Here is a 20968-nt window from a genome sequence, read left to right as displayed (position 1 = left end):
CTCTCATGTGCATAGCGGAGTAGGTCGGAGGAATCGCAGCCACAATAGTCAATCGAGTTCGAAAAGCACTCACAGAAAAGTGACAACATAGGATCTAGGTCGGACAACTCGACCGGGCGAATCCTCGTATCCATCCAATTTGCGTTTGCTACCCTACTCTGCAAAACCTCCAAGCTGTCGAGTGGAGTTCGAAAGCTGGCGATCGCTGTTCAAGCTGGTGAAAGATGCAGGGCATCACCGAAATACTCGTACTTCCAGCCCAGCTTGCGAGGGAAGGTCAAATACTCTTCCCAAGTCATCTGTTTATGAAGCTCGTCCATGTTACGGCTTTCGACGAATTACGAAGGTTGTACTGTACATCGAAGACTAGCTAGCTGCCTCCTTAACGGAATCTAAGAGCTGCCAGCAATACCACAACATACGTGGCAGATGGAATGGGCCTTTCCACATGTTGCCCTTGAGATGGGTTGAAATGCGGCCGTCACGGTGCAGATAACCGTACCACTCGCCGTACTCCGGATCGGGAAAATGCTTAAAGCTCCATTCGTGAACGAGTTCATGCCAGCGGGCATATTTTTCATCCTGCGTCAGGACCCACGCGAGACTAGTCGCGATTATGGCTTCGCAATGCGGCCACCAAAACTTCATGTCATGCCAGTACTCTTGGATGGGTAGGTTATGTAAGTCGCGGAAGTAAAACAAGCCGCCATGTTCCTCATCCCAACCTCGCTTCCACATCCAATCGAGCATCGTCAATCCCAGTCCAATAAGTCGTTGGTCATCTCGCAACTTACCCTCGTGCATGATAAACCAGGCGCACTCGATTGCATGCCCCGGATTGAGTTGACGACCATCAAAATGGTCGAGAATCTCTCCATTGCGTCCCACCATCTCCATGACGGCTTGTGCTTCGGGCTTAACGAAGTACTGCTCAATCGAATCGATAGCCCAGTCGATCCACTCGGTACATGTGCGCTCGCTTACGATCTCATCACCTAGGTTGGCTCGCAATTCCTGAGCGGTAGCGATTGCGATCATGTACGGCCCGATGCCTCGAGTCGGTCTAGTTCTGGAATCGGTCTTTGCTGGGATGCGACCGGCATCAAAGGAATAGTTCAGGTAGGTCTTCAGGAAAGACTTTGCATCTTCCGCAGCCCGTTCGTCTCCCGTAGCTCGGGCAAATGCTGCGTTGGCGATAGACGCAAAGGATTCGCTGTAAACATAACGTCTCATACGTAATGGCTGCCCATCACGTGTTACTGTGAAGTAGAGTTTTCCATCACTGGCCGCGCCGTGGCGTCGCAGAAAGTCGATCCCGCTACGTGCGGCATCTAGCCATTCTGCTCTTTGCTCGATAGTGTTGAATAATGTTGCAAATGTCCAGGCACCTCGGCCTTGAAACCAAATCGATTTATCGGTGTCGATAACAGATCCGTCGCGATTAAGTGCGGTCAAATACCCTCCCTGATCTCGATCTATTCCATGTCGCATCCAGAACGGAACAACATCATCGAGCAAGGTGGTACGGTACAGCCCGGCAAGTACCGCTCGATTCTGTTCGCTCATCCAGTTCACCGATTCGTTTCTCCCGTCTCTCTACCCTCGAAGATCGTAACACCAAACACATCCCGAATCGTGAATGAGTAGTTTCCCATCCGTGATGGCAGGATAAGTCCATGCCTTGGATCTGCCTCGATCAGGAGCGTTCGGAGGTGTTGCTCGCCCTAGTTCCTTATATCCGGTTGGAGTCGCTTCTATCACAGCGATGTCATTGTTGTCGCCATGTAAAAAGAGCTTGCCGTCGGCGTAGCAAACAGAGGATGTTCCTATGCTTCGGTCCTGCCACATCACCTTACCCGTCATAAACTCAACGCACATAAATACTTGACCTGATGAACCATAGAGGTAATCGCCAACCAGAACCGCACCACCCATACCGGTGGGTAAGGCTTTATCGAAATACACTTCTTTGGCTTCCTTAGTCCCTTTGAGAACTTGAGCCAATCCTCCACCAACGCGACTCGCTCCGGTGTAGACGAACGAGTCTTTCACAATAGGGGTTTGCACGTTGGCTTGAGCATCAGATGTCTTCGTAAATCGCCAAAGATACTCGCCGTTGTCAGCTTGAATGCCGACAGCGCCCTTCCCTAGGAAAAATACGTATTGCTTGATGCCATGAATCTCGGCGATGACGGGAGATGAGTAGCTAGCAGCATCAGCCTCAGGCAATGCTGACTTCCAAATAACCGAACCATCCTTTTTGTTGAGTGCGACAACAGTCGCGCTCTTGCCGCCCGGGGAGCAGATAAGGGTATCGCCGTCGATCAAAGGAGACTCGGTATAAGCCCACATTCCTGGTGCACCATCAAAGTCTTTGCGCAAACTCTTCTTCCAAACGATTGTGCCACTGGTTGCTTCAACGCATGCCAGATCACCATCAGACCCAAGTGCGTAGATACGCCCCTCATCAATGGTTGGTGTGGAACGGCTGCCAGGATACTGGGGGCCTTGATTGGCTCCGACCGCACCGATCTTTGTTTTCCACTTCGTTTCCCCGTCTTCTAGGTTCAGGCAAACGATCTGTTCCGTCTCCATACCTTCGTTGGTGATGAGATAAGCCATCCCATTAGCGGTAGAGGGGGTGGAAAATCCCGCACCTAAATCTTTGGCCTGCCACAGCAACTTGGGACCCTCGCTAGGCCATTTGTCGATGAGTCCCGTTTCGGCTGATATCGCATCGCGATTGGGACCACGCCACTGAGGCCAGTCCTCTGCTTGAGAACAAGGAGCTATCAAGCCGATTGAAACGGCCACAGCAGAGTACTTGAGCAAAGATCGCATAAAAGAGTCTCCAGGGATTGATTCCAAACAGGGGGTGCTTCACGCACTAGTCTACCATATATGTGGCTTTGTGATTATCAGACAATTCTATCGCATCCCAAGCAGTGTATTCCTCAATTCAGAGTGGAATCTTGGCTGGTGACTTTTCGCACCCGCGTGAAAGCAGGTGCTTCTTAGTCGCCCAGACAGGTAACCTCAATACAACCAACTGGGCTTGAGAAGCATCACCATGCCAATGGCGACAATCACGACTCCGCTCACGAGTTTGAGCCATTGCCCGTGAGACTCCTGCATCTTGGTCTTTTTCATCGTCCAGACAACAATCACAACCATTAACGTGTCATCAAACATATACGCCATGATGTACAGAGCTAGATAGGCATAGTTTTGCCAACTCGGCAAGTTCTGCATGGTCAGGACGCCAGTGTAAAGAGCCGGTAAGCCCGCTGTGCAAAGAAGCTCGACGATGTTAACCAAGATCGCCAACACGGTCACACCAACCAGAGCACCGAACAAGTTCTCTGCGGTCACGATGGAACGCGCTCGTTGATAGATGCCCGGCTTGGCCGACTCCGGAATCGAAAGCGATACTCCTTTCTTAAATGCAAAGAAATCTTTGATGTGAATACCACCGACCACTAGTGCCAGAATCCCTAAACCGATCTGTATAGGACGCAGTAATCCGACAAAAAGAAAAACATTCAGCCAAGCTGCCATAAAGGCGTAGTACGCTAACCCGCTGACCAATACAAAGATGCCTGCGATAAGGATGATCCTTACTCGATCTTTAAGATTGACTAAAATCGAAAGCAGGAACATTAGTACCCACATAGCACAGGGGTTGAAACCGTCCACTAGCCCCACGGCGATCGTGAACAATGGCATTCCTAACTTGTTTGCACTGAGTCTTCCAAGCCAAGGCACATCGATCGTACTTCGCTCATTAGATTCTGAATCAGAACCGAGTTCGCTTTCCTCCGTATTGGCCGTCTCTGAATTTTCGATTGGCAACATGAGCTCATCATCATCGAGCTCCAGCTCGTCATCCAATGCAGGTGTCTGCAACCTGGATGCATTGGCAAACGAAACCTCCGACGCGAGCAGCCATCGAGTGTCAACGACTGGAGCCAGCAAGATTCCTAGCCCATAGGTTAGATTCCCATGTAAATTTCGAGAGGCCCCGCTTAGGCAATCGGCCGGGGCTTGCTCTGGATAGCCTTTGTCAGAGGGATCATTTGAGCCTTTATCCTGTTGCGGCTCAGGAGTCTGATTGGAATTCTTGGGCGCAGGACAAGCCTTGGTCCATTTCCGAAGCAGTTCGTCCAATTGATTCTTGCAAGATTGTTCACTCAGAAATCCGATTGACAGTTCGTTACAAAAATGGATTACCGGGACACTTGACGCCGCGCGCTTATATTTGGTGACAAGTTGATTGAGTTTCTGCATCGCAGAAGGATCTTGGACGATATCCCTAAGGACGAGCTTCAGTGCAGGGAAACGTGCCGCATAGTTGGGAAGGAATTGCTTCAACGTATCGCATCGGGAACAACCAACGCGTACGAAGACCTCGATTTGTAAAGCTTCCTCGAGGGCCTTTTGATACTCTGCGTCCGATTGCTTACTATGGATCACCTGGTTCAAACAATAGAGTAAAGGTTGATCGTTCCTCTCAATTTTGAAATGGTTTGCGATCTGTTCCAATCGAGCTTTACCAGCCGATCCGTCTTGCAACTTACGAATCGCAATGAGAATCCCTCCCCGTTCGCGAGCAAATTCTCTGATTCGGCTTTCTAGTTGTTGATCGAGGAGACGCGACTGATCGACAAAGACTTCGATGATGACACACTGACTAACAGTGGCATCATTGGTTTGGTTTGGAAGTGCGGCTTTGGCGTGCTCGCCAACCGCTACTAGTAGCACGACCAGGAAAGCAATGCTGGTGATGGCGTACCAAAGCTGTTTATGACCGGTATTCATCGGAGACACTTTGAAGGAACTCATTGCAATTCAGGCTACCAAATCGCTGAATCGTGGTTGTAAACTCGATTCAGCGATTGACTCATTATGGAACCTATCGAGTGGCAGGTATAGCCCCAACGGGCAAACACCCGGGCGTGCCCTGTCGCAGCGCGATCAAATCGCAGGTGAAAAACCGCCGGAACGGTACAGTCAGTCGCTCAAACAGTGCTTCAGGACGAGCCGCAGAGTGTAATCTACCGATCGGTGTTCTGAATGTAGAGGAATTCACCAGAATCCCCGGCAGCTCGGAAATTCTAGCAATTTCACAACCGGTAGTTCTCAACCAGCTTGTTCGTCTAAGAGGTTCGACTTGTATTGAACCAAAAGTTTGGTTTGTTGTGTGGCGTACTTGGCTAGCCTATGATTCTAGCTTCCAGAAACACGAATCCGGGCAATACCATGTTTACCACTCAATCCAGCTTGCTCGTCCGCTTACGAACGGCGGAGGACTCAGAAGCCTGGGAACGCTTTGTTCGGTTGTACACCCCTCTGCTTTTGCATTGGATAAAGCGGCTGGGCATCGAGACTCATCAACGGTTCGATGTTTATCAGAACATTTTTCTAGTGCTTTTCGATCGATCGTCTTGGTTGGCACATGATCGCCCCAAGAGCTTTCGCAATTGGCTACGAACTGTCACCTTTAATAAATGTCGCGATCACATCCGTAAGCTGAGCCGAGCGACGGAAGCTCGTACGGGTGAGCTACAAGAACTGGAAATAGACGATCCAGCAGCGATACTATCGGATCAGGAATATCGAGCTTTTGTCGCCCGTCAAGCATTGCAATTGATGCGTGATTCCTTTGCTGAGACCACCTGGCGAGCTTGCTGGGAGAGCGTAGTTTCAGAACGCTCCGCTGCAGATATTGCTACAGAGTTGGGTATCACGGTGAACGCCGTCTATCTCGCGCGTGGTCGCGTTCTCAAGCGACTCCGCGAAGAGCTCTCAGGCCTCTGGGATTAACGCGCTCCCGTAGTGGCCGAGGCAACGAGGCCTGGCTCCGTAGTGGCCGAGGCAACGAGGCCATACACGCCAAACCGAATTCCATTAGTGCAGAACATTACACAACGCTTTAGAATAGTCTTACCCCTTAAATCCACTGGCCTCGTGGCCTCGTCCACTACGGAGAGCGTTGGAATGCCGAATCGTGAACATCTGAGTCGACTGCCGCGAGAGTTCTACCTTGGAAACGCAATCGTTCATTGGACGCTGACTATCCGGGATCGAAAACAAGGGTGGTTGACACCGGTGTTCTTTTATCGATTTCGGGAGCTGCTCACACATTCCATGTTTCGTTACAGTATCGCATGCCCAGTCTTTTGTCTCATGCCTGATCATATTCACATGATTTGGATGGGGCTTGCAGATGGATCTGATCAACTCAACTGCATGAAGTATTTTCGGGGAAGGTGTGATGAATCCTTGAATCGAATCGGTTTTTCGTTGCAGGATCAGTCGTACGATCACGTGCTGACGGAAGAGGAGCGCCGCGAGGAGGCTTTTGAAAAAATTTGCGAGTACATCGCACGTAATCCAGAACGCGCTGACTTAGTGCAATTCAATGGCTACCGGGAGTACCGATACACTAGCTGCCTCATTCCTGGGTATCCCGAGTTGAGACCGTTTGACACGAACTTTCGAGATAGTCTCGACAAAATCATTGCCCATTTGCGAAAACACGGTGTTCAGCAATTGCACGGGTAGTGGCCGAGGCAACGAGGCCATACGCCCCGCGATTCCCCCCGGACTGGATCTCATTAGTGCGAAACGATGTGCTGCGTTCTAGAATCGCGTGTTGTTTGCGAATGCATTGGACTCGTGGCCTCGTCCACTACAACAGCCTGGACTCGTGGCCTCGTCCACTACGGGAGGGGCAGGAGAAAAATTCGGGTTTCTGGTGACAGGTTTTGCCGTTGAGCTTCGTCTTCTTTGTGTGGGAAGCGCCGAGTTTCGTTTTTTCGGCTTCTGCATCTTAGAGTAAACCTACCTTACGATTCACCAGCTATAATGATGACTATGAACCCCGGACCATTGGACAAATTCCTTCAGGGCACCGCTAACGAGCAGGAAACCCGCCAATCAGAGACCATTCTGAGTCAATCCGAGACTCTGGATAAAGGCTCTCTATCCCAAACGGCAGATGACTCCCTCATTGCCTCGCTCCGTGAAGCCAGTTCGATCAGCCTGGACGATGAGGAAGCGATCCGCCACATAACCGAACAATTGGCACGCATGGTCCCCAGACCCGATATGTCCGCTGAGGAACTACGTTCGCTACTCGATCCACCACCCTCAACCGAATTTCTTGGCCGCATCGGCATGTATCTGATCACAGAGTATCTCGCCAGCGGTGGGATGGGGCTGGTCTTTCGCGCTACGGAATCGGAACTTAATCGCGAGGTCTGCCTGAAACTCTTGCAACCCTCTCGGGCTAAGAATCTAGAAGCTCGAACCCGATTCGAACGTGAAACATTGGCGATCGCCAGGATGAGCTCGGATCGGATTATGCCCATCCTGGATCTCGGTGTGCATCGCGATCTTCCCTATCACGTAATGCCTCTCTTGGACGGACAGTCCCTGCGAACCCTCTTATCTAGAGAAGGTTCGCTATCGCCGACGCGCGCGATTCGCATCGCCGTCCAAATAGCTCAAGGTCTCGATATCGCTCACCAAAATGGGGTACTACATCGCGATATCAAACCGGACAACCTTTGGGTTTCTCCGAGTGACGATGTGAAGCTCATCGATTTTGGCCTAGCTAGAACGCTCGAGGAAGCGGCCCCGATCACGCACGAGGGAACCGTTCTTGGCACCCCCAGCTACATGTCACCGGAACAGGTAACGGGCAAGCCGCTCGACGGGCGCAGTGACTTGTTCAGCGTAGGAGTTGTGCTGGTCGAAATGTTGCTCGGCGATTCCCCGTTTCGAAAGAACAATCTGTTTTCTACTTTGATGTCGGTGGCTTCGGAGGAGATCGACTTTGAACAACTCGATCCCGAAGCGAAAATCTCTGAGCCATTGCGACAGGTCGTTTTTCGTTTGTTGCAAAAAGATCCGAATCTACGCCCTGAGAACGCCGCCGAGCTGGTGACATTGTTACAAGGGGCGGAGCAAAACATCAATGGGTTGGAGCCAACAGCAACGGTAACTCCATCCACAAGTGGAGCCGGCAATCGGCGGTGGGGACGTTTTATCGCAACCGCTGTGGGAGGCTTTGCAATGTGCTTAGCCGTCCTGGCGATTTGGCAATCGGGAGATAAAGGAACCTTGGTCGTGGAGGCCAGCGACCCCGACATCGAAGTCAAGATCGCAGGGGAGCAAGTCAGCGTCCGAGACCCGTTGACCGATAGAACTTATACGATTCGCGTCGGGAGCAGTCCGTTACCGAGTGGGGTGTACCAATTGGAGATGACCGAAGAGGCGAGTGATTTGGTCTTCTCCTCGCAGACGATCGCCGTTCGACGCGGGGAAAAGACCATTCTTAGCGTACAGTGGAAACCCAAGCCTGAATCTGTCACGCAGGAGAGCTCACAGCAAATCGCTGAATCGGAACTGGTGACACAACAAGTTGCATCATCCCATCCGTTCATTCCCAATCTGAAACCGATCCCACGTGATCAGATAGTGGACAAGTCGTACGATCCCGAGGTACGAGATCGCTTTGGAGAGATCCTTGGAGCGTTACCTGCTCTACCATTGGAGGAGCATTTGCCAAAGGAGAAATTTTCCTTTGCCTCTTATGTCACGAACCCAACCAAGTTGCCGGACATTGAGACTTGGACATTGGATCGTATTCCGCAGAATGTCGAATGGATTCCAAATTGTGATCGCTCCTTGTTCATGGCCGTCAATCAGCACATGTGGATTGTTGATGCAAAGGGCGTCCCGAAGTACGCGTTACCTTCGAAAGGTCCACTTCGCAACAATATTAAGGGTGGAATATGCTTCGACACGAGCCATCCCAACCTGATCGCAACCGTATGCTGGGAGGGTGATGTAGAGCTAGATATGCAAGTGAAAATGGAGAATTCGCCGAATCAACTTCGAATCCATGTATGGAGACTGGGAGTGAACGGCGCTGAATTGGTACGGTCCCTACCAACGTCTTCCTTATTATCATCCGCTATCGTCTGGGACCATGGCTATCGCATTATTCATATTCATGATGGCAATGTGGTCGCCTCACGGATCGACACGGGCGAAACGACTGTGCTCATGAAGTATACAGAAAGTCCGATGTCAATTTTTAGCATATCACCAAACGGGCGATTCTTGGCAGTAAGGTCGGTGGGGAGTCAGAATGTTAGTCTTTACGATCTTCACCGCGGTGATTTCGTATCCAGTATTCGAACGAGAGGTCCTGTTCAATGGCGACATGATGACGCTGCAATCGGAGTCGTATCCAACAATAGTGACATGTTAGAGATATGGAAAACGGATGAGCCGGTAATGCTTCAGCGTACGGAGCTTCAGCGTACGGAGTTGACCATCCCGGATATCAGGCCAACCAGAACGCGAACCATCAAAGTTAATCCAACGATCGATCCAACATTCGAACGTATTGCCTTCGTGAATAGCGTGCAGAAATATTCCATTAGGTCACTTTTAAATCAAAGGGAATCTATTATAGACTGGGGGACAGACTCCCCTTTAGATTCAGGTTCCATGAAGTGGGAGAGAGACGGGAGTTTAACGATTTTCAACGAAAAAATTGGCTATCGATGGCGTGCAGCCAACACCAACGTTTTCGGTAAGTTGACTAGGGATGAATCCCTAAGTTCGCCATTGAATTTAGATCATGGTATGTCCTCGCAATGGCCAAAAAATTTAAGGATTCTGGATGGCAATCAACTTGCCTTTGATACGTATACCCAGGTTTCTGAAGATCCGAGACAGAGGGCACGGCGAGAGTTCGCGGAAACGGTTCGAACCGCAACTGAGAAACAAAAATGGAATGGAACGACGTTGGTTAGGATTGACGGGATGATAAACAATTCCGATGACAGCTTTCGATTTCTGCAATTATCGCCCCTGTTACCTAAAGATAGGTTGAGCCCTAATGGACGATTTCTATATCAATTTTTGTGGGGAACCGACGCCAGTAATCCTTTGCACTCCGTTCAGTTGAAAAATTGTGACACTGGAAATACTACCTTGATATTCTCAGGGCCAGTCCGTACCGTTGTGCCTAGTACCGTATTCGGTCGTGCAAACTCTTCCCTGTCCCCATTGTCTCTTTGGTGGGGCAAAGACAGTCGCCACGTACTGATAACTGGTGCCAAACATCGGGATGATGTAAAAGTTACACAACAAGTGGTTTGGGTGCCTTTTGTATTCTTGTATGATGTAGAGTCCGAGCGAGAAGTTCGTTTTGATCCACAATCTTTAGAGCCCATTTATTCTGAAGGCGATGTTGTCATCTCAGCTGTAGTAAACGGAGGATTCGTAATCAGTGTCCAGAAGCGATCCGTGCCTGCCGATGCCTCCTCCGAGTCGACTACTCTATACAAAATCGATCCATCTTTGGCACAGATCACGAAGATTGAGCAAGGAGATATAGACCTGACTGGCTGGACTCTCTTAGAAGGACTCGGCGACTATTTACTATTTAGTAAAAGCACTTCAGACAAAATAGAAACCGACTTGATGAGACTCCGAATTGAGGATGATTCCCTCGTAGACCAGAGTGTTATTACTCGTGTCGATAGAGGGAAACTCAACATGTCACCCGATGGAGAACGTTTTTGCATAATGACCTCATCAGGTGGTAATTTCAGAGAGAACTCCATTGTGATACGGGTCTGGAATTGGGGGCAGGTCTCGGGTAGCGGGATTGAGAATGTTACGACCAAGCCAAGTGTTGAATGGAAAATGTTTTCTGAGGTCCCTGAAATCGAATGGCATTCGACTGGGCGTTACATCAGTATCATGACCCGTGGCAACTTCGCAACCATTATGGATACTGACTCAGGTGCTTGGAAGCAAAATCAAAGGATAATAAAGCTAATGGAAGGTCATGCGGTGAAACCGATTGATGATGGTTGGTTGGCGATCACACCGGATTCTCTGGAGATCATGGACTTGGATGGTGAATTGCGCAAGACCTTTCTCTTGGATGCTTGGAATGAAGGCGATATTGAGAATGGAGGCACGGGTTCAGGATTCTGGATCCCGACCAACGGCGAAACGTCAGCACCCTTGCCTGACGAACTCAAGAATCAAGTCTTCTTCCTCTACCGCCGGGACAACCGAGTCATGGTAGAGCCATACGAATCTCGTTTCCCCTCGACAGAAGGAGCCCAAACAGATTAGGCTCGCCCTATTCCTCGCAGTCATCCACAGCCACATCCGGGGTAATCCACCTGTCCGGCTCGGCATGATACAAAATCCGGGATATGACCATCGACAGGGTTACAAGGCACACCGCATTTTCTTCTACCTTTTTAGACTCGATCAGCCTATGCTTGGCGTTTACGAAGCACGAACAGCAAGAAAACCAAGGCGAAGCCGATAAAGTAGATCCACAGTCTAAAACTTAGTGAACGAGATGGATCCTTGTATCCAATGTTGGCAAGATCAAAGACGTCATCGCTCACGGGCGATGTATCAAACTGTATCTTGTCGAACCGTATTTCCTTCCATGCGTTTTCAGAAAGGAAAACGATTCGTTCTTCCAGCATTCCGGGAACGAAAAACCCATTGGATTTTTGGTATTCAATTCGAATTGAGTGTGTTCGAACGGGAGGTTTCCCGACGAGTCCAATGGAAAAATCAGCCCGCGTCAGAGCCATATAGTTTTCGATATCCAAGAGCATTTCACCAACGCGAGTGACCGGTCCTGCTGGGTCATTCAGGATTTCTGACCAACGAAGTTGAATTTGACGTCTTCCATCAACGTCTACCTCACGAGCATCGGAGATTCTCGTTTGGTCGTCTTGAAGGATTTTTAGTATATCAGTTCTGTCAATAAAATAGGGGGCAAATATTGGTAGGACGGAGGAAAACGACTGTTCCGCATCTTCGCCGCTGTTCGTCACACGATCCAAAAAGTAGTCTGGTTTGTCTGGGAAACGCTGAGCCGAAGCATAGGTTGATTCCGTTTTGATCGCAGATACAGAATATCCTACTCGACTTTGGTCGTTTGATGAATCAACTACCGTCAAATTGAGTCTCTTACGTCCGTGCTTACTTATATAAGTGACAGCATTCTCGATCTTGATTCCGTTGGAACGAGTAGTCAGTTCGGTGGCGGACATTGTATATTCTAGCGGAAAGATCGAGTGTTTACGCGCTTGTTCGTAGGCCTCGATGTCAAACTCTTTCGCCCACGACGGTCCGTGTAGTATTACAACGGACGAAAACATAACGTACTTCAGTACCACGATACTGGCTGATCTATCTCCCATACTTTGCTTTCTATAGTCCATGCTTTATCGTCGTTCTAACTTTGTAAAACTGGCAATAAGAGCTGGTGTCGTTGGCACCAGTCGTGTTGGAATTCCTGAAACCACATCAAGGTAAAAGAACACCTTCTTGACTCCAGATAGTTACGGGGAAACGGCGCCTTCATAGCCTGGCCCCAAATGCGTGAGTCAATTTACGCAGACGCCCGCCACATTGACTATTGCTTTGCATCGTAGTGACCGAAAAAACGGATACGCGCAGAAGAAATTTCATCAGGATTACATTGTCCCGAAACAATCGAAAACTCTAACTTCTCAACGTTGCCATACCGAAGTCGTACGGGAAAGTTAGGTTTCGCGATGCAAGAACACGAAGTCGATGCCATGACGATTTCAGCATTAGAATTACAATTTGAGCGTACTTCAACCACAAAGGACGTTTGGGAGTTTTCTTCGACTGAAATAATGTTGTCGGGGATTCGAATCGTAACGTAATCTGATTCGGTAAGTAGCATCAATACGCCACCACCGACAACCAACAAGCTTACAAGCAAGATGACTAGGAATCGATGCATGGGACAACAGGGGTGATTAGACAACCGGCGGGTCTGACAGGTGTGAATTGATGTTCGATTCCCAGGTCGCTGTCAGGGGTCGCATGGTGTCGAAGTAGTTTAGCCAAAAGGAATCTTGGACATACTTGTTGGAGCATATGCGTGAAGTCATCCTAGGCGTCCAAAATAATTAGGTCAATGAGCTTAACGCGGGCCGACGACGATTTTTGCAGCATTCAATGCGTTTCCTTCGAGCTTCTTGATTCGGGTTTCGGTCGTTACAAAGCCAGGAGATATTTCGAATCCCACTATAATTGGCTAGCATTTTTAGCGGCCCGGCTTAAGCTCGAAGCCACAATTAGTCCGTATTCGATACGTCTTCATCAGCTACAGTGTAATGCAACTTTTTTGCTCGATGCGGACAGAAATTCTGGAGAGATTTTTCGCTTTGCCCTCCTTTCTTCCTTGCCCTCCCCTCCGGAAAGCCTGTTATTTTCCCCGAAAAATCGCCATTCGCCACGGGTTTCTTGAGGGTAGGCTTGGGGAGAAATTTTCTGAAACACGGAGGTACCGAGAGCACGGAGATTGGCGACATGAGATATTCTGAGCCAGGCCCTTTACGACCTCCGTGACTCTGCGTTTCCAGAATAGGTTGCTAAGCCTGAGGGACATTGGGCGGGCTATTCCCCGCAATCGTACGCGGCGACCGTGCGGCGTGATCCACGCATCGGACCTTAATTGAAGGAACTCTTGGGACTAAACAAAAATCCCCCCGTCCCAATACTGTTCGGCACTCGATTTGCTGCTCCATTTGTCTCAGGGGCAGAGGGGCATGAGGGGTGAAGGAGGGCCCGGCTGAGATGGCAGATCTGTGGGCGATCGAGAGATTGCGAAGCGTTTCAGTCGCTGAGCGCGCAGCACTCAACGCAGAAGAGCATTGAATGCAACGCTCCCTGAGCGATCTTTATTGGTTCGCTGATCGTGCCGCGTCGTGCCGCTTGAGCTTTTGAAGATGAGCGATCAGTTCCGCTTCGCTCGCTAGACCCATGAAGTAGTAGCTGATCATCTCGAAGGTTCGTTTCGTCGGCTTTCGCCCCGTCCACAGATTGATCAACAAGCATGCGATGATTGCGCAGTATGTTCTGCACCTTGGCCAGTTCGCTCGCCTGGGCAATGGCTCGCGAACTCGTGACCGTGGGGTTGAACATGTAAAGCAAGGCAAGCATGCAGTACATGTCGAAATGCAATTCGCGATTGTTTGCTTTGTCCCGTTTGCAATGATCGTCATGCAGACGCTCGAGCAGTGGAAGCAGCATATCAAAGTACTTCAGCCCTTGTATGTCCTTGCTCTTGACATTGGGCTTTTTCGCGTTGGCTGCTTACTTGGCACGATCGAACGAAGGGTGAATGACAACTTGGCAGAAAGAAAAGTTGTCAGACCACATGCGCAATAGTTGTGCCAAAACTCGTAAATTTTACATAAAAAATGAAATTAAAATCGGGTGCAACAGTCAGCATTTCTTGTGCCGAACAGTATTGCCCCCGTCCCCTTTTCGTCGTCTAGGAAGAAGTAGCCAACGAGCAGAAGCTATCGAACGAAGCCCGAGACACGAATTGGAAGTAGAACCACCGAACCATTAACAGAAATCTGCACTTCGATTGTTTCGACAAAAGGACCTTGCGAGAGAATTGCACTTCGAACTTCCAATACCAGAGGAACTTTGGACGAAGAGTCGTTTGCGAGTGGTGTTACCGTGAATGCGCTGGACTCACCGACGATTCCCTTGTATTCAATACGTTCGCCCGTAGTGCTCAGGCTTTCGACGACAAGTTCTTTTCTCAAGTTATCATTAGATTCAAATGTCCAAGGAATATCGAGCTTGGTGCAATTCGCACTTTGCTTTCCCAATAGAACTTGACATGACAGGCACATCGCTCCGTGCCAGAAGTCGCCGACAATGTAACGGCCGTTTCAGAATACTCATTTCTACGTGCACAAACTCGATAGCGATACACACGTTTTCCAACAGTTTCGTTGGCCTCCAAATCTTCGCCAAGATACTCAATGTCGATGTTTTCACCCATCTTTTCGACTACAGGGGCGGGTATCACACGTTCCAGAGTGCTCGCCTCGAAGTTTGAAAAAAGTCTCACTTCCTGATAGCACTCACTGTCATCAGCGCAGAGAAATGAGTAGGATTGCTTTTCAAAGGAAAGCCTGGGATACCTTTCGACTTTCAACAGGTAACGTTTCATTGTCGAATCGGACATCGCCATCGTAACGTTCATTTCCTTTTGCCCCCATTTACCCCCCCAACGAATCGTCAATGGGACGGTTGAGCTTGACCTTGGTAGAATCTTTGTCTCCGAAACTTGACCAGTCGTACAAGAGCAGTCGGCGATGATTCGTTCAATTCCTACCGGCATCGAACTCTCATTCCGAACTTCTATCTCGACTTCCTGAACATCATATTCGTTGGAGAAAAATTCTGCCGGAACATTCACAACCACCACCTCTGATCGCTTGCTCAGCGCGGGGATGTCTGATCCGTTGTACCAAAAAAGCATGACAAGTAACCCAGCTAAGCAGATAATCAAGAGGGCTCGGTTCGTTCCAATTGACATGATTTTCGTTTCCCCTTTGTTTACTAGTACCAAGTAGTATCGAGGGGTGATCTGACAAAACCACCAGCGACGCTTGGCCCGCAGTTTCGATCTTATTCGTCACCGACTTCCCCAAACACCGACGCCCAGTAATCATTCACGTCAGCCTCAGTGACTTCAAATACAAACACTGTGTAAGCGACTACCTCGATCGGCTCGAGTTTTAAAAAGTACTTGTATGCTCCATGGTGACCATAAAGTTCGTTTACAAAAATGGCGTATCTTCCAGCCTTGGGGCCACGTCCTTCTTCCCGACGCTGCCGAAGTTGTTCCTTAGATAGCGTGACCAAATCGGAAAATCCCTTGGGAACCTCGGAATCCGGCAATCCAATGTCCGACATCCGAATTAGGCGCTGCGAACTACAAGCGACGCCATCGAGTCTGTTGTTTAGATTGCCCTTGCTCCATCGAGCGAGTTCGAGAATTCCTTGTCCCCAATCCAAATTGCTGTTGAGCAAATGCAAGTGACCTTGCTTTGCACCTCCTCCGATGACATTGAAATAAGCGTGATGATGTGGATACATGGAAAGGACGCTCACAACACCTGATATGAATAGTGCTGTGATAACTACAGTCCCCCCCTTCAGACGCGACATAGGTTTCCAAACGCCTGCTAGCCACACATAAATCATGGGAAGGGCTGGTAGCACATATCGCACATGATGATTGAACCCAGTATGAGTGCTTACGAAGACGAATAGCGCAACGGATGGCGAAAGCAAGGTAAGCATATCTGCCACTTGTTTGCGGGATATGTAGACCAACTGTCCGATGGCTAGCCCTCCGATCACCAAGTAGGCTATTGGGAGTTTCACCAGCAACCCATACAGATAGTAATACCACCAACCATGTTCGCGCCACTCTCCCCTAAGATATGATGGCCACTTGATCTCGAAATCCAATCTCTGTCGATCAATTCCAAGCACGAAGTCGCTGGGCAATGGAACCGGGAGTTTTCCGATCACCGAATCCGAAAAGCAATTGCCACTCTTTCCCAGAAGAGCAGGTTGTCGAAGTTGCTCAGATACGAATCTGTAGGAGTTCAGTTGGCGAAAACTTCCGACAAACCCATACCCAACATTGACCACGAGCAACGCACAAACAAGTGACGCAATCAAAAGAAATCCTTGCGTAAGCGTCTCGCGGGAGCTAATAATTCGTCCTTTCAGTGGCAACAAGACACACCACAACGTTACAAACAGCAACGGCAAAAAGATCCAAACAAATTTCGAGAGCATCGCAATCCCAAGCGTAACGCCGAATTCATAGGTCCGCTTTACAGTTGATCGCTGAGTCCAATGCCAAAAATTGTAGGCAGTCAACAATCCTGTTGCCGCAGCGCAGGTGTCAGGCGTAATGAGTTGTGCGTTGGTTAGAACAAACGGGCAAAAGCACCATAACATTGCGCTGATCAAACCAGCTTCCGGCCCATATAGGTCTCGAGACCACAGAAAGATTACTACCGCTGCCATCAAGCTCCAAGTGATGCTCGTCCACCGAGCGAGTGTCAGATACCAATAAGCATTGCTGCCATGCGTAGACCAGAAGTTCTCTCCGACATCAAACTCCGTTCTTGCGAGACTACCTTCAGGAACATCTGTGTCGGCAACGTCTAGGGCCAAGCAACCGAGTGTCAAGCCAGCCATTGCCCGAGCTAGTGGTGGGTTGACGCGATAGAGGCTGGTATTTCCACTTCTCCAGTAACAGATTCCGGCGGGTAAGTGCCCGATCTCGTCAAAGCCGGGGCCGTTTCTCGAGGCGGCACAGACCAGCAGACCTGTGTGGATCAAAAGCAATATCACCAGCAATCCGGGAAATCGAGAAACGAACATCATCCTTGCTATTAACGAAGGTTGTTGATTCAACGACGTATCACTGGCGGCTCGCACTTTGTATTGTCTCGGCAATCACTGTCGCTTATTGCGCATGCTGACTAGTAAGTAGGCAATCACAACGAACAAACAGCCAGTCACAACTCGAAAAATCATTCGCGAATTCGAGGTGTGATCGCGTGCTCCGATCTCTACGTCGATGTCTGGCTGGCTTAACTCTTTGTGCAGCAGCGATAGATCAGACAACTTGATATCTCTTTCCCGGTCCAGAGTTAGCTGAACGTGATCTTCGATATCATCGTTGAGGACCGTACCTTTTTGTAGTTTGAGCCCTAGAGCGGACGACTCAGAGAAGGGACGAAGAGATATCACATTGAGTATCATCCCTTCTGGTGCGTCGCTTGAGGAAGTATTTTGTTGAGCGTAAGTCACCACGGACGGAAACCAAGCACCATTGATTTGCGAGAACTCACGAACCTGAGCAACTCCCTCGACATTCGTAAACTTAATCTCGACGTGCACTGGACTCATTCCCTTCAAAGAATCGAGCGTGTACCGAATTTCTGCCGAGTCCTTGGGGCGACTGATGGATGTGGATCGAAATGATACCTTGTCATTCGTTAGGTCAACCTGATCGATCTTCAGAAACTTTCCGGCGCCCCGAATCACATGACCCGGAAAACTTTTGAGATCAGATCCAAATATGCCGAAGAGGTTAAGGGGAGTTATCTCGGGACCTGGAAAGTCGTTGCTCCTCGAGAAAACCTGACCAAGTCGATCGTCGGTTAAAACGAGGGTGAAATTTCCATCCGACAAGATCTGCTGTTCGGACCAGCCATTAAGGTATTCTCCACTGAATTCTCCTGAATCTATCACTACTCCGGGCTCAAGATTGTTGATACTACCCAAAGAGTACTTCATGACACCCCCAATCTTCCACCATTGAACTCGGCAGGTGGCAATATCTGTACAAGCATCGATTGGAAAGTCTCGCAAATCCCCCTTCGCAAGGCGTACTTTTTTCAACTCAAACTCGCAATAAAAGTTATCGCACTTTGCGAGATTGTCCAAAGACTCCTCAGCCGCAACCTCGAGAGCCGAGGGGACCTGGATGACCAAAAACGTGAGAAAAGCCAGACCAGCCATTCAAACACTCCTATGGTTTTTCGACGCAACGCTCGTTTCGATTAGATGCAGTTTCCAGATAATTTGTCGCGGGTAATGGATATCCCCACGCAAGTGTAAGTTCCATCTGGCCGCAACTGTATTATGGTGAAGTAGGTCAATTTTGCACAGACAACTGTTCCTGAGCAAGTTCTGCAACCCCATATGCCATAGTCAACATCCTGACAAGTTCCGGTCTTCTTACGAGCCGACGCTTTGTAACCATGGAACGTATTCCCATTATTTGGGACGCTAACAGGTTGATCGGTAGGTAGGCAGGTGTTTAGCGCACCCACACAATAGCTCTTGTCTTTGCATTTCTTTTTCCAATCGATATTACCAAAGTTGCCACCTACTCAATCACCCAAATTCGCTCCATTCACGGGTGCCCAAAGCGCAGTAGCACCCGCAAGAGCCAAAGCAAACAATTTCAGTCTCAGCATAACAATTCTCCTAGTAATGGAAACGAAAAATTTGACATGGTACGAATCGGTCAATCGAACAATTCAATGGGCATGGGTGTGACCGGTTGTTCTGTTAGTTACGACGCCATTGCCAAGAACTGATCGCTATAGTTCACTCGTTTCTTACCGTAGATCGAGAGGTTTACCGTTCGGTGCGTTGTGGCTAAGACATCCCAAAGCTCACTCGCTTCGATGCAGCGAAGGTTCAGCATGGTCTGGGCTCCTTTTTCCTTCCATCTCATCCCACTCTTTTCCATTCGATCCTTGGGCACATGCCGACAGGCTCCTTCAATATACCCAGTGCATATCGGATAGCCTTTTGCCAAATACTCACCGTACTTGATTCGTGAGCGGTTGTTTTCCAAATACTTCACGATCTTGCCAAGCTCTTCGCGTTGTGCTTTTTTTATGCCCTTGCGTCTCATCGCAGTCTTGATTCCTATGATCATTAGACCTTCGGTTCCCTTAAGCAGTAGCAGCAGCTGTTCGCGAACATACGAGCTTTGCGAATCTGGTTGGATGATCTTCGCGGCTGCCCAGATTCGCGGAAGTACATGCATCAGGTCCAGTATTTCAATCGTGTTCCATCCCTCCTGGTACTCATGCGCTAAGTTCCAAAGTGATGGTTGCCCGTCGTGCATAACCAAAATCTCTTGACCCTCTCGGTGGCGTCGGAGCGTATTGGCAGTTAGCCATTGCTGAGCTTGCTCTTCAGCGGACTTACCGATCACGTTTCCGTTAGAATCATGCTTGGTCAACGCCCCAAAGTACCGAGGATTCTTCGGCTTAGCTTCTGATCTACTTGTCTCGCCTGACTCAGGCTCATGGAATAAAGCATCAATGATTTCTGTAGCCGTTCGAACATCGCGATCTACGGTATACACTCCGGCCATGCACGCCATTTGTTTCTGCCCCGGCTTGGGGCCCATGCGTTCGACAGAAGCACCCACAGGTGTTTTTTCCGTTTGCTTGCGTACCATCGGGATGCCTTTGTTGTCACTGGTTTGGACCAAGAGTTCTGCCTCGGTAGCTCGATCGATCGATGGCGGATTATCGAGTACCAAGGCCGCTGATTTTCCCAATCGGCTTCCGATCCGTTCGGCGCTGTCGACTGGGACGTGGAGTGACGTGATTCGTTCCAGTAACCCAACCGCTTTATGGAAGGAAGATTCGGTCGCATGAGTTCCGACCCACGACTCGAAGACCAAGGAATAATCATTCTGCGGGAGCCCTAAATGCTCGTCCAAAGGAATGGCTTGGATCGCTTGATCGGGTGTTGTTCCATAGACGTAGCGTTCGATTCTGAAATCGCCAAAGATGGAGCGATACCTCCGAGTCCGTTTGGGCATTCGATTATAGACTCGCCCTTTCTTCTCGATGGTAGGTCCAACATCTCCCTGGCCTGCTTGCTCGATGATTGTTCCAATCAATGCATGTCCGAGAGCCATTAGTCGCTTGTGTAAATCAAGCTCCGTTTGGTCGATCGCTTGCCCCGTACGAAAAGCTGTGTTAGCCAGCTCTTTAAGCTGTGCGACAATACAATCTACATTCTGGAAATCCAACGATTCGTTCATGATTTGACTCCGTGATTGAGAACCGACGAAAAAGCTCGCCGTTACCCTTATTATCTCTCTCAATACTGAAAACGAAACCAATTGGTTGTCGCCGGAAATGATGCCACAATATCTTGTGCTAGCAAATCGCGACTCACTACCGACTAAGCAACGATGAGCCGGTCACACCCAATGGGCATTCCACCACTCCACTAATCACACAGATGCGAAATGTAGTGTAACGTTCCCAAAACTTCCGCTTTGGCAAACAGACATCATCCGTACGCTTTGGGAACTACTGCGTTCACACGTACCCGTTGAGTCAAAGCCGGAGTCTTCTCGTAGTGGAAAGCCCTCTGCAGTAGTAATGCAACTTTTTTGCTCGATGCGGACAGGAATTCTGGAAAGATTTTTTCACTGTGCTCTCGATTCTTCTGCGGTGCGCGCTCCAAAATCCTGTTTTTCTGTTGAAAA

The 20968-nt window shown here is 49.3% G+C and carries 14 protein-coding genes; 3 read left to right on the top strand and 11 right to left on the bottom strand.

The window, feature by feature from the left end; all coding sequences use genetic code 11:
- Positions 1-366 precede the first annotated feature (366 nt).
- The 3 genes from SH449x_RS17300 to SH449x_RS17290 all read right to left on the bottom strand — a co-directional run bounded on the left by SH449x_RS17300 (position 367) and on the right by SH449x_RS17290 (position 4842).
- Positions 367-1566 carry an AGE family epimerase/isomerase gene (locus SH449x_RS17300; protein ID WP_482377331.1) on the bottom strand — a complete coding sequence of 400 codons (1200 nt, stop codon included), beginning with the start codon at positions 1564-1566 and terminating at the stop codon, positions 367-369.
- A gap of 30 nt (positions 1567-1596) precedes the next feature.
- Positions 1597-2841: a PQQ-binding-like beta-propeller repeat protein gene (locus SH449x_RS17295; protein ID WP_482377330.1), complete on the bottom strand. Its 1245-nt coding sequence runs from the start codon at positions 2839-2841 to the stop codon at positions 1597-1599.
- 195 nt (positions 2842-3036) lie between these two features.
- The gene (locus SH449x_RS17290; RefSeq protein ID WP_482377329.1) at positions 3037-4842 is read right to left on the bottom strand and encodes a hypothetical protein; all 1806 of its coding nucleotides are present in this window, start codon (positions 4840-4842) and stop codon (positions 3037-3039) included.
- A gap of 417 nt (positions 4843-5259) precedes the next feature.
- On the opposite strand from SH449x_RS17290, the gene SH449x_RS17285 reads away from it, so the two are divergent.
- From SH449x_RS17285 to SH449x_RS17275, 3 genes are all read left to right on the top strand, one after another.
- Positions 5260-5823 carry an RNA polymerase sigma factor gene (locus SH449x_RS17285; RefSeq protein ID WP_482377328.1) on the top strand — a complete coding sequence of 188 codons (564 nt, stop codon included), beginning with the start codon at positions 5260-5262 and terminating at the stop codon, positions 5821-5823.
- Between the two features lie 174 nt (positions 5824-5997).
- A complete protein-coding gene (locus SH449x_RS17280; RefSeq protein WP_482377327.1) occupies positions 5998-6564 on the top strand; it encodes a transposase in 567 nt (188 codons plus the stop codon).
- Positions 6565-6876: 312 nt separating this feature from the next.
- Positions 6877-11172 carry a serine/threonine protein kinase gene (locus SH449x_RS17275; RefSeq protein ID WP_482377326.1) on the top strand — a complete coding sequence of 1432 codons (4296 nt, stop codon included), beginning with the start codon at positions 6877-6879 and terminating at the stop codon, positions 11170-11172.
- A gap of 146 nt (positions 11173-11318) precedes the next feature.
- On the opposite strand, the gene SH449x_RS17270 is transcribed toward SH449x_RS17275, so the two are convergent.
- From SH449x_RS17270 to SH449x_RS17235, 8 genes are all read right to left on the bottom strand, one after another.
- Positions 11319-12287, bottom strand: a complete 969-nt coding sequence (locus SH449x_RS17270) for a hypothetical protein (RefSeq protein ID WP_482377325.1) — start codon at positions 12285-12287, stop codon at positions 11319-11321.
- Between the two features lie 194 nt (positions 12288-12481).
- Positions 12482-12838 carry a hypothetical protein gene (locus tag SH449x_RS17265; RefSeq protein ID WP_482377324.1) on the bottom strand — a complete coding sequence of 119 codons (357 nt, stop codon included), beginning with the start codon at positions 12836-12838 and terminating at the stop codon, positions 12482-12484.
- 878 nt (positions 12839-13716) lie between these two features.
- Positions 13717-14133, bottom strand: coding sequence for a hypothetical protein (locus SH449x_RS17260; protein ID WP_482377323.1), 417 nt, complete (start codon positions 14131-14133; stop codon positions 13717-13719).
- 272 nt (positions 14134-14405) lie between these two features.
- Entirely contained in the window at positions 14406-14660 is a 255-nt protein-coding gene (locus tag SH449x_RS17255) for a hypothetical protein (protein WP_482377322.1), read from the bottom strand.
- Positions 14657-15442, bottom strand: coding sequence for a DUF1573 domain-containing protein (locus tag SH449x_RS17250; RefSeq protein WP_482377321.1), 786 nt, complete (start codon positions 15440-15442; stop codon positions 14657-14659). Before SH449x_RS17250 ends, SH449x_RS17255 begins: the two co-directional genes overlap by 4 nt.
- A gap of 92 nt (positions 15443-15534) precedes the next feature.
- Positions 15535-17316 carry an ArnT family glycosyltransferase gene (locus tag SH449x_RS17245; RefSeq protein ID WP_482377320.1) on the bottom strand — a complete coding sequence of 594 codons (1782 nt, stop codon included), beginning with the start codon at positions 17314-17316 and terminating at the stop codon, positions 15535-15537.
- Positions 17317-17388: 72 nt separating this feature from the next.
- Positions 17389-18459 (bottom strand): hypothetical protein, encoded by a 1071-nt coding sequence (locus tag SH449x_RS17240; protein WP_482377319.1) that lies wholly within the window; start codon positions 18457-18459, stop codon positions 17389-17391.
- A 559-nt stretch (positions 18460-19018) separates the two neighbouring features.
- Positions 19019-20515 carry an ISKra4 family transposase gene (locus tag SH449x_RS17235; RefSeq protein WP_482376812.1) on the bottom strand — a complete coding sequence of 499 codons (1497 nt, stop codon included), beginning with the start codon at positions 20513-20515 and terminating at the stop codon, positions 19019-19021.
- Positions 20516-20968 lie beyond the last annotated feature (453 nt).

The sequence above is a fragment of the Brakhagea baltica genome (assembly GCF_052161605.1).
GTDB lineage: Bacteria > Planctomycetota > Planctomycetia > Pirellulales > Pirellulaceae > JBKCUI01.
The sequence above is the reverse complement of the archived record's forward strand: the minus strand, read 5'-3'. Positions and strand labels throughout refer to the sequence as shown.

Bases quoted from the DNA above. Each gene is read 5' to 3' on its own strand.
- SH449x_RS17250 (WP_482377321.1), bottom strand. From the start codon at position 15,442: ATGTCAATTGGAACGAACCGAGCCCTCTTGATTATCTGCTTAGCTGGG.
- SH449x_RS17290 (WP_482377329.1), bottom strand. From the start codon at position 4,842: ATGAGTTCCTTCAAAGTGTCTCCGATGAATACCGGTCATAAACAGCTT.
- SH449x_RS17240 (WP_482377319.1), bottom strand. From the start codon at position 18,459: ATGGCTGGTCTGGCTTTTCTCACGTTTTTGGTCATCCAGGTCCCCTCG.
- SH449x_RS17275 (WP_482377326.1), top strand. From the start codon at position 6,877: ATGAACCCCGGACCATTGGACAAATTCCTTCAGGGCACCGCTAACGAG.
- SH449x_RS17295 (WP_482377330.1), bottom strand. From the start codon at position 2,841: ATGCGATCTTTGCTCAAGTACTCTGCTGTGGCCGTTTCAATCGGCTTG.
- SH449x_RS17245 (WP_482377320.1), bottom strand. From the start codon at position 17,316: ATGATGTTCGTTTCTCGATTTCCCGGATTGCTGGTGATATTGCTTTTG.
- SH449x_RS17265 (WP_482377324.1), bottom strand. From the start codon at position 12,838: ATGCATCGATTCCTAGTCATCTTGCTTGTAAGCTTGTTGGTTGTCGGT.
- SH449x_RS17235 (WP_482376812.1), bottom strand. From the start codon at position 20,515: ATGAACGAATCGTTGGATTTCCAGAATGTAGATTGTATTGTCGCACAG.
- SH449x_RS17280 (WP_482377327.1), top strand. From the start codon at position 5,998: ATGCCGAATCGTGAACATCTGAGTCGACTGCCGCGAGAGTTCTACCTT.
- SH449x_RS17300 (WP_482377331.1), bottom strand. From the start codon at position 1,566: ATGAGCGAACAGAATCGAGCGGTACTTGCCGGGCTGTACCGTACCACC.
- SH449x_RS17285 (WP_482377328.1), top strand. From the start codon at position 5,260: ATGTTTACCACTCAATCCAGCTTGCTCGTCCGCTTACGAACGGCGGAG.
- SH449x_RS17260 (WP_482377323.1), bottom strand. From the start codon at position 14,133: ATGCTGCTTCCACTGCTCGAGCGTCTGCATGACGATCATTGCAAACGG.
- SH449x_RS17270 (WP_482377325.1), bottom strand. From the start codon at position 12,287: ATGGACTATAGAAAGCAAAGTATGGGAGATAGATCAGCCAGTATCGTG.